Annotated in this window: 8 protein-coding genes; 6 read left to right on the forward strand and 2 right to left on the reverse strand. The window is 73.4% G+C overall.

The window, feature by feature from the left end; translation table 11 throughout:
- Window positions 1–89: 89 nt before the first annotated feature.
- On the reverse strand, window positions 90–704 hold the full coding sequence (locus ABT048_RS05470; protein WP_350519971.1) for a hypothetical protein: 615 nt from the start codon (window positions 702–704) through the stop codon (window positions 90–92).
- Between the two features lie 501 nt (window positions 705–1205).
- Here ABT048_RS05470 and ABT048_RS05475 point away from each other — a divergent pair.
- From ABT048_RS05475 to ABT048_RS05500, 6 genes are all read left to right on the forward strand, one after another.
- Window positions 1206–2060, forward strand: coding sequence for a bifunctional methylenetetrahydrofolate dehydrogenase/methenyltetrahydrofolate cyclohydrolase (locus ABT048_RS05475; protein WP_350519972.1), 855 nt, complete (start codon window positions 1206–1208; stop codon window positions 2058–2060).
- 19 nt (window positions 2061–2079) lie between these two features.
- Window positions 2080–2505: a DUF3017 domain-containing protein gene (locus tag ABT048_RS05480; RefSeq protein ID WP_350519973.1), complete on the forward strand. Its 426-nt coding sequence runs from the start codon at window positions 2080–2082 to the stop codon at window positions 2503–2505.
- A 249-nt stretch (window positions 2506–2754) separates the two neighbouring features.
- Window positions 2755–3747 (forward strand): malate dehydrogenase, encoded by a 993-nt coding sequence (locus ABT048_RS05485; protein WP_350519974.1) that lies wholly within the window; start codon window positions 2755–2757, stop codon window positions 3745–3747.
- A gap of 112 nt (window positions 3748–3859) precedes the next feature.
- Entirely contained in the window at window positions 3860–5185 is a 1326-nt protein-coding gene (locus tag ABT048_RS05490) for a hemolysin family protein (RefSeq protein ID WP_350519975.1), read from the forward strand.
- 30 nt (window positions 5186–5215) lie between these two features.
- Window positions 5216–6256 carry a tryptophan--tRNA ligase gene (gene trpS, locus ABT048_RS05495; RefSeq protein ID WP_350519976.1) on the forward strand — a complete coding sequence of 347 codons (1041 nt, stop codon included), beginning with the start codon at window positions 5216–5218 and terminating at the stop codon, window positions 6254–6256.
- Window positions 6257–6318: 62 nt separating this feature from the next.
- On the forward strand, window positions 6319–6807 hold the full coding sequence (locus ABT048_RS05500; protein WP_350519977.1) for a 2'-5' RNA ligase family protein: 489 nt from the start codon (window positions 6319–6321) through the stop codon (window positions 6805–6807).
- Here ABT048_RS05500 and ABT048_RS05505 read toward each other — a convergent pair.
- A complete protein-coding gene (locus tag ABT048_RS05505) occupies window positions 6792–9353 on the reverse strand; it encodes a CDP-glycerol glycerophosphotransferase family protein (protein ID WP_350519978.1) in 2562 nt (853 codons plus the stop codon). The genes ABT048_RS05500 and ABT048_RS05505 overlap by 16 nt on opposite strands.
- Between the last annotated feature and the right edge of the window lie 349 nt (window positions 9354–9702).

The raw sequence follows: 9702 nt of genomic DNA on the forward strand, positions 1-9702 counted from the left end.
TGACGTGACGGCATGACAGAGCGGCCCGGCCCCCCGAGGGGAGCCGGGCCGCTCTGTCATGCGGTACGGGCGGGGTTCCTACGGGCCGGTCAGTACCGCGGCCGGTTGAACCAGTCGACGCCCTCCCGGGTGCTCATGGCGACGATCCACAGCACGCAGATCCCGATCCACAGCACGCCGACCACCACGCCGAAGCCGCTGCCCGCGGCCTGGGCCTGGGTGCTCCCGGTGATCGCGCTGATCGTCACGAGCGCACCGAGCAGCAGGGCGACCGAGCCGTACACGATGGTGGTGATCCGGGTCGCCGGGCCGCCCTTGCCGAACTTCACCCCGAGCGTGATCGAGAGCACCGAGGCGAGCAGGTACAGGATCCCGAGGACCAGCAGCACGCCCGCGGCCGCGTTGCCGAAGATCGCGGTGTCGCTGCTGGTGCTGTGCTGGTTGGCGACCGTCTTGGCGCTCGCGGCCACGATCAGCAGCAGGCCCGTGAGGAGGACCTGCACGCCGCCCACGACGAACAGCAGGACGCGGGCGGTCATCACCAGGCCCGGCATGGAGCGCGGCGGCGCCACCGGCGCGTAGCCGTACGCCGGGGGCTGCTGCGGGTAGCCGTACGCGGCCGGCGGGGCCTGCTGCGGGTAGCCGTAGCCCGGGGCGGCCGGCGGCTGGCCGTACGGGTTGTTCGGGTCGGGCGGGTAACTCATCGATGCCTCCGGGCAGTTACGGGGACGCGGGGACGGGACGGCGGAGGCCCCTGGTGCGGTCGCGAGTCGGGTCGGCGACAGCACGGGACGGTATCGGGGCGCGGTGACAGCCCGGCGGCGGTGGCGGGCGGTACGACCGGCTCAGCAGCGTGATGAACGGGCGAGCGCGGACCGGGACGGGCGCAGTGCGGCGGACGCGGCGCTGCGGCGGTCGGGCTGCTCGGACTGCTGTGGTCGGATCACTGGCTCTTTCCCCCGGATACGCCCCGCCGCGGTATCCGTCGGCCCGTCACCGGGCCTGGTTGCGGCAGGGTATGCGGGCAACATCGTCATCCGGACGGCAGCGCCCTGTCCAGCCGGTTCCGGCGCCGGGTCGAGACTGTGGCGCAACCGCAATGCGGTACGGACGTTCCGTACCCGTCCGGCCGTCCGACCGGCCGCCGCCGCGGCACCCGGCCGCCCGTGGTACGGCACCCTGCCGCGATCCGGGAGAATGGGGTCATGACTGCCCAGATTCTCGATGGCAAGGCCACCGCCGCCGCGATCAAGTCCGAACTCGCCGCCCGCGTGGCGGCCCTCAAGGCGAAGGGCGTCACGCCCGGCCTCGGCACCGTCCTGGTCGGTGACGACCCGGGCAGCCGCTGGTACGTGAACGGCAAGCACAAGGACTGCGCCGAGGTCGGCATCGCCTCGATCCAGCGCGAGCTGCCCGCCACCGCCTCCCAGGAGGACGTGGAGAACGTCGTCCGCGAGCTCAACGCCGACCCGTCCTGCACCGGCTACATCGTCCAGCTGCCGCTGCCCAAGGGCCTGGACCAGAACCCGGTCCTGGAGCTGATGGACCCGGACAAGGACGCCGACGGCCTGCACCCGACCTCGCTGGGCCGGCTCGCCCTGGGCATCGACGGCCCGCTGCCCTGCACCCCGCTGGGCATCGTCGAGCTGCTGCGCCGCCACGACGTCGAGATCAACGGCGCCGAGGTGGTCGTGGTCGGCCGCGGCATCACGGTCGGCCGCTCGATCGGCCTGCTGCTGACCCGCCGCTCCGAGAACGCCACGGTGACCCTGTGCCACACCGGCACCCGGGACCTGAGCGCCCACCTGCGCAAGGCCGACATCATCGTGGCCGCCGCCGGCGTGCCGCACCTGGTCAAGCCGGAGGACGTCAAGCCGGGCGCCGCGGTGCTGGACGTGGGCGTCAGCCGCAGCGAGGGCAAGATCGTCGGCGACGTCCACCCGGGCGTGGCCGAGGTGGCCGGCTGGATCTCCCCGAACCCCGGCGGCGTGGGCCCGATGACCCGCGCGATGCTGCTCAACAACATCGTCGAGGCGGCCGAGCGCCGCGCCGGCATCTGACACCCCAGGGACGGCGAACATGACTGAACCGCGACCGGCGCGGTCCCGGCACAGGCCGGTGAAGACCACCGGCACCCTGCCGCCCGAGGGCTCGGCCGCGGCCCTCGGACGCGAGCACGCCCTGCCGGTCCGGCAGTGGCCGATAACGCTGGTCCTGCTGGTGGTCGGCGCCGGCCTCGCGGTCACCTGGTTCGCCGACTTCAAGGACGGCTTCAAGTACGGGCTGCTGATCCTCGGCGGCGGCGTGCTGCTCGGCGCGGTGCTGCGCCTGGTGCTGCCCGAGGTCGGGATGCTGGCGGTGCGCAGCCGCTTCACCGACGTGATCGTGCTGACCTTCCTGGGCGCCTCGATCGTGCTGCTGACCCTGGTCGCCCAGCCGAACCCGTGGGTGCAGATTCCGCTGCTGGACAACATCGGCCAGCTGATGGGCCGGCCCAAGCACTGACCGGCGGCACCGACCGGCCGGGGCGCCGACCGGTCCGGCCCGCCGCGGCCCCCGCCCCACCCCCCCGGACTCCCGGGGGGCGGGGCGGGGGCCGCGGTGCGTCTGTGACGCATCAGCCACGCCCGCACACGCGGCGTACGCTTCCCTTTGCGATAACCTGACGCCGGTCTCTCGATGTCGAGAGACCATCCTCGGCTCCAGTGCGCCGGTGTGCCTGGGGCACCTGGCGATTTGCTGGAGAAGGTAGAAATGACCCGCACCCCCGTCAACGTCACCATCACCGGAGCCGCCGGCCAGATCGGCTACGCGCTGCTCTTCCGCATCGCCTCGGGCCACCTGCTCGGTGCCGACGTGCCGGTGAACCTGCGCCTCCTGGAGATCCCGCAGGGCCTGAAGGCCGCCGAGGGCACCGCCATGGAGCTCGTCGACTGCGCGTTCCCGCTGCTGCGCGACATCAAGATCACCGACAACCCGAACGAGGCCTTCGACGGCGCCAACGTCGCGCTGCTGGTCGGCGCCCGTCCGCGCACCGCCGGCATGGAGCGCGGCGACCTGCTGCAGGCCAACGGCGGTATCTTCGGCCCGCAGGGCAAGGCCATCAACGACCACGCCGCGGACGACATCAAGGTCCTGGTCGTCGGCAACCCGGCCAACACCAACGCCCTGATCGCCCAGCGCAACGCCCCGGACGTCCCGGCCGAGCGCTTCACCGCGATGACCCGCCTGGACCACAACCGCGCCGTCGGCCAGCTGTCCGCCAAGACCGGCGCCCTGGTCTCGGACATCAAGCGCGTCACCATCTGGGGCAACCACTCCGCGACCCAGTACCCGGACGTCTTCCAGGCCGAGATCGCCGGCAAGCCGGCCTTCGAGGCCGTCGGCAGCGACCTGGCCTGGCTGGAGAACGACTTCATCCCGACCGTCGCCAAGCGCGGCGCCGCCATCATCGAGGCCCGCGGCGCCTCCTCGGCCGCCTCGGCCGCCAACGCCGCCATCGACCACGTCCACACCTGGGTCAACGGCACCGCCGAGGGCGACTGGACCTCCATGGGTGTCGTCTCCGACGGCTCCTACGGCGTCCCGGCCGGCCTGATCTCCTCCTTCCCGGTCACCACCAAGGACGGCAAGTTCGAGATCGTCCAGGGCCTGGAGATCTCCGACTTCTCGCGCGCCCGCATCGACGCCTCGGTCCAGGAGCTGACCGAGGAGCGCGACGCGGTCCAGGAGCTGGGCCTCATCTGAGCCCGCCCGCACCGCAGCACCGGCGGCCCGCCGACTTCCCCCCGGGGAAGCGGCGGGCCGCCGCCGTGTCCGGCCTCGGGGCCCCGCACCGGCCGCCCTACACTGGCCCGCTGTGAACGAAACCCTCGGGGACGCCGCGCTCGTCCTCGTCTTCATCCTGCTGGGCGGGCTCTTCAACGTCGCCGAGATCTCGCTGATCTCGCTGCGCGAGGGCCAGATCCGGACGCTGGAGGCGCACGGCACCCGGCGCTCGGCCCGGGCCGCGCACCTGGCCGCCGACCCCAACCGCTTCCTGGCCGCCGTCCAGGTCGGGGTGACCTGCATGGGCTTCCTGTCCGCCGCCTTCGGCGCGGACACCCTGGCGGGCAAGCTCGCCCCGGTGTTCGTCCGGGCGGGCCTGTCCGAGGGCGTGGCCGACGCGGTCGCCCTGGTCGGCCTCACCCTGGTGATCAGCTACGTCTCGCTGGTGCTCGGCGAGCTGACCCCCAAGCGGATCGGCCTGCAGCGCGCCGAGTCCATCGCGGTGCTCTCCGCCCCGGTGGTGGACGTGATGTCGGTCGTGCTGCGCCCGGCGATCTGGCTGCTGGGCCACTCCACCAACCTGATGGTCCGCCTGCTCGGCGGGGACCCGACGGCCGGGCGCGGCTCGATGAGCTCCGAGGAGCTGCGCGGCCTGGTCGCCGCCAACACCGAACTGGGCAGCGACGAGCGGGCGTTGATCGCCGACGTGTTCGCCGCCGGCGAGCGCCAGCTGCGCGAGGTGATGGTCCCGCGCACCGAGGTGACCTTCCTGGACGCCGAGCGCCCGCTGGCCGCCGTACGGCACCAGGCCGACACCTCCCCGCACTCGCGCTACCCGGTGGTCGAGGGCAGCGCCGACGCGGTGGTCGGCTTCGTCCACGTCCGCGACCTGTACGGCGCGCGCGGCGGACAGGCCGCCAAGGTCCGCGACCTGGCCCGCCCGGTGAAGCTGCTGCCCGGCACCAAGCGGGTGCTGGAGGCGATGGGCGAGATGCGCCGCGAGGGCCACCACCTGGCCATCGTGGTGGACGAGTACGGCGGCACCGCCGGGATCGTCACCCTGGAGGACCTGGTCGAGGAGGTGATCGGCGAGATCCGCGACGAGTACGACCGGCCGGAGTCCGCCCCCACCCGTCGGCTGGCCGGCGGCGGCATGGAGCTGGACGGCCTGCTCAACCTCGGGGACTTCGCTGAGGAGACCGGCGTCACCCTGCCCGAGGGCCCCTACGAGACGGTGGCCGGCTGCCTGGTCGCCTCGCTCGGCCGGCTGCCCCGGGACGGCGACCAGGTGCGCGTCCCGCTGGACGGCGGCGGCGGGGTGCTGCTGACGGTGGCCAAGGTCGAGGGCCGGCGGATCGCCCGGGTGAGGGTGAGTGCCGTCACACTGGCCGAACCTCCGGGGGCGGACGTTTCCTGAGCGACCGGTGGAACTGGAAGAATGGCCCGCATGGTCAACGCAGCGGTCACCGGTCCGGTCAAGGAGCGTCCCCGGGTGCTCTCCGGCATCCAGCCCACCTCCGGCTCGTTCCACCTCGGCAACTACCTGGGCGCGGTGCGCCAGTGGGTCGACCTGCAGAAGGACAACGACGCCTTCTACATGGTCGTCGACCTGCACGCGATCACGGTGCCGCAGGACCCGGCGACGCTGCGCGAGAACACCCGGATCTCCGCCGCCCAGCTGCTCGGCGCGGGCCTGGACCCGGACCACTGCACGCTCTTCGTCCAGTCGCACGTGCCCGAACACGCGCAGCTCGCCTGGGTGATGAACTGCCTCACCGGCTTCGGCGAGGCCTCGCGGATGACCCAGTTCAAGGACAAGTCCTCCCGCTACGGCTCCGAGAGCACCACCGTCGGCCTGTTCACCTACCCGATCCTGCAGATCGCGGACATCCTGCTCTACCAGGCCGACGCCGTGCCGGTGGGCGAGGACCAGCGCCAGCACGTGGAGATCACCCGCGACATCGCCGACCGCTTCAACACCCGCTACAGCCCGACCTTCACGGTGCCGAAGCCGTACATCCTCAAGGAGACGGCGAAGATCCAGGACCTCCAGGACCCGGCCGTCAAGATGAGCAAGTCGGCCTCTTCGCCCAAGGGCCTGGTGAGTCTGCTGGACGACCCGAAGGTCAGCGCCAAGAAGTTCAAGAGCGCCGTCACCGACACCGGCACCGTCGTGTCCTACGACGAGGAGGAGAAGCCGGGCGTCTCCAACCTGCTGCGCATCCACTCCGCGCTCAGCGGGCAGTCCGTCGAGCAGCTGGTCGCGCACTTCGAGGGCAAGATGTACGGCGCCCTGAAGACCGAGCTGGCCGAGCTGTTCACCGAGTGGGTCACCCCCTTCCAGGAGCGCACCCGCACCTTCCTGGACGACCCGGCCGAGCTGGACCGGGTGCTGGCGATCGGCGCCGAGAAGGCCCGCGACGTGGCGTCGGCGACGCTGGAGACGGTGTACGACCGGATCGGCTTCCTCCCGGCCGCCAAGCGGTGACTCCCCTCACACGCCTGCCCGGTGGTGGCGACCTCCCGGAGGTCGTCACCATCGGCGTGTCCGTGAGCGTCCCGGACCCGCACGGCGCGGCGATCCAGGACGCCCGGGCCGGGCACGGCGATCCGCTGGCCCGGTCGATACCGACGCACGTCACGCTGCTGCCGCCGACCGAGGTGCCGGCCGACGCGCTGCCGAAGATCGAGGAGCACCTGGCGGCGGTCGCCGCCGCGCACCGGCCGTTCCGGATGCTGCTGCGCGGCAGCGGCACCTTCCGCCCGGTCTCCCCGGTGGTGTACGTCCGGGTCGAGGAGGGCGCGCAGGAGTGCCGGCTGCTGGAGGCGGACGTCCGCTCCGGCCCGCTGGCCCGCGAGCTGGCCTTCCCGTACCACCCGCACGTGACGGTCGCCCACGGCCTGCCGGACGACGTGCTGGACCAGGCGTACGAGCAGGCGCGCGGCTTCCGGGCGTCCTTCGTGGTGCCGGGCTTCGGCCTCTCCCGGTTCGACGCGGACGAGGTCTGGCGGCCCTGGCGGAGCTACTCCTTCTCCTGACGGCGGCTCCGGCGCGCTCCCGGCGCCGCCCGGGACCGGCCCGCGGCGGGCTGCGTCCCGAGCATCCGGTCGACCACCCGGCGGGCCGCACCGCCGTCGTCCAGCGCGCAGTGCTCGGCCTGGAAGCGCCGGTAGCGCTCGGCGTAGCCGGGGGGTAACCCGCCGCCGCGGTCGGCGAGTTCGCGCAGCGCACCGAGCAGTTCGGCGGAGGTCGGCACCAGCGGGCCCGGGGCGTTCGGCTCGAAGTCGAAGTAGAAGCCGCGCAGGGTGTCGCGGTAGTGCTCCAGGTCGTAGGTGAAGAAGTACATCGGACGGCCGGTGATCGCGAAGTCGAACATGATCGACGAGTAGTCGGTCACCAGCACGTCCGCGACCAGGAGCAGTTCCTGCGGGTCGGGGTAGTCGCCGCAGTCGTACCGGAAGCCGTCCCCCGCGCCCGGCAGGGGCTCGCGCACGTGCGCGTGCGGGCGGACCAGCAGCACGTGGTCCCGGCCGAGCAGCCGACGGGCGTGGTCGAGGTCCAGCCGCAGGTCGAGCCGGAAGCCGTCGCCGTCGCCGCGCCGCTGGTCCTCGCGCCAGGTCGGCGCGTACAGCACGATCCGCTTGCCGTCGGGGACGCCGAGCCGGCGGCGGACGGCCGCGGCGGTCCGCGGGTCCGGGCGGGCGAGCACGTCGTTGCGCGGGTAGCCGGACTCCAGCACCTCGCCGCCGTAGCGGAAGGCGCGGCGCAGGATCGGGGTGGCGAACGGGCTGGGGGAGAGCAGCAGGCTCCACTGCGGGGTCTCCCGGTCGAGCGCCGCCAGGTAGCCGTGGTCGGCCAGCCACGGGTTCTCGACGTCGTGGGCGATCCGTTTCAGCAGCGAGCCGTGCCAGGTCTGCACGACGACCTGGCCGGGGCGGCGCTCCAGGAAGTCCGGGAAGTGCGTGTTGCCGACCAGGTAGCGGCAGGTGGCCAGCGCCCGGTACCACTCGGGGCTCCACACCCGCACCGGGGTGACCCCGGCCGGCACCGCGGCCTGCGCGTCGTCGACGGCCCACAGGTGCGCCAACGGCGCGCTGCGGCGCACGAGTTCGGCGTGCACCGCGCGCGGGGAGTCGGCGTAGCCGCGGCCGCCGAACACGTCGTAGAGCACCGCGTCGCGCAGCGGTGCGCGGCGGGCGGCCGGGTAGTGCTCGGCGCGCTGCCGGCGCTGCGTCCAGGCGCTGCGCTCGGCGGCGCTGAGCACCGGGGTGGAGTCCACCAGCAGGGTGTCGTGCCAGCGGCGCTGCAGCAGGATCCGCTTGCCGCCGGCCGTGGCGGCGGCGGGGACGGCGGGCAGTGCGGCGGGGGCGGCGAGCAGCGACCGGCCCGGCCCGGCGCCGTCGGGCGGCTCCAGCGAGGCCTCCCAGATGCCCTTGCGCAGCGGCAGTGCGGCGCCGTCCGAGCCGGTGCGGGTGGCGGGCACCCGGGCCAGGAAGCGGCCGTCCGGGCCGCTCGCGACCGGGCCGCGGACCTCGCTCGCGGTGCCGGAGTGCCGCAGCACCAGCTCCAGACGGTCCGCGGCCGGCTCCGGGCAGTGCCCGGAGAGCTCGAAGCCGTCGGCCCGCACCGCGATCCGGTCGACCAGGCCGACCGCGGGCTGGACGCAGAGCTGGAGGCGGCCGTCGGCGAGGTGCTTGAGGTAGAGCACGCGGTCGCGGGTGTCGGGCAGCGGGTGCTGGCCGGCCACCGGGCCGCCGCGCTCGTCGAGGCACAGCTGCTCGGTGCCGCCGTCCGGCCGCAGCAGTTCGGCGTCCCAGTGCTCCAGGTCCCCGCGGCCGCGCCCCTCGGCGGTGAACGGCCGGTACGGCAGCCGGACGGTGAAGGTGTCGCCGCCACGGGTGAGCGGCTGCTCGATCACCGCGTCGCTCTGCCGGTGGCGCAGCCGCAGCACGGTGCCGGCCGGGCAGGAGTCGGCGACGCCGCCGAGGCCGAGGCCGACGGCGGTGCGGGCGGCCCGGGTGATCCGGACGGCCGGGCGTTCGAGCCGCAGCCGCAGCCGGCCGTCCTCGAAGTACGGCTGGAGGCGGACGTCGTGGTCCACCCAGCAGGCCGGCGGGTACTCGCCGGAGCCGCACCAGTGCGGGGCGAGGGCGCCGTAGTGGCGGCGCACCCGGACGGCGCGCGGGCGAGTGAAGAGGGTGGTCTCGATCCGCCAGTCGCCGAGCAGCCACCGGCCGTCCCGGCGCAGCCGGCCGGGCGCCAGCAGGACGGTGAAACCGGACCAGTCGTGGTTGTGCTCGGGCCGGGCGCTGTCGTCGGTGACCTCGGGCATCCTGCGGGGTCTGGAGCGCAGGTGCAGCGGCGGTGCGTCCGCGTCCTCGTGGCGCAGGGTCAGCCAGGTCCAGGCGGATCCGGGGCGGCGGGTGTCCAGGCCCTGGGGGCGGGCGAAGCCGGTGAGTTCCAGGCCGCGGTCGTGCCAGCGGGCGCGCAGCAGGCCGAACACCACGTCCCCCTCGTCCGCGGGGCGCGCGGTGGTCACCCGGGGAGCGGCGTGCGGCAGGACGAGCCGGGTGAGCACAGGCATGGTGATCGGAGCCCTTCGGAATGGAAATTCACATCCCATCCGGAAATGTCCGCAAAGGCAACTGCACGCTTTTTCGAATTCCCTGTGGAATTCATTTCCGGGAACGCCGGTTCGGAAATGGATCGGCTGTGCGGATATTCGCCGTTGCCGGAGCTCCCGAGCGTTTCCGGAGGTCCCGAGGGTTCCGGGAGGTTCCGGGGATTCCGCGGCCCGGGGTCTCCGGGAAAACGCGGAGGGGGGGGGGGGCGCGGGGGGGGGGGGGGGGGGGGGGGGGGGGGGGTGGGGGCGGGGGGGGGGGTGTGTATAGGTAAAAACAGGGCGGGGGGGGGGTGTGCTTCAAGTAGAAAGA

The organism is Kitasatospora sp. NPDC096140 (assembly GCF_040303045.1).
Lineage (GTDB): Bacteria > Actinomycetota > Actinomycetes > Streptomycetales > Streptomycetaceae > Kitasatospora.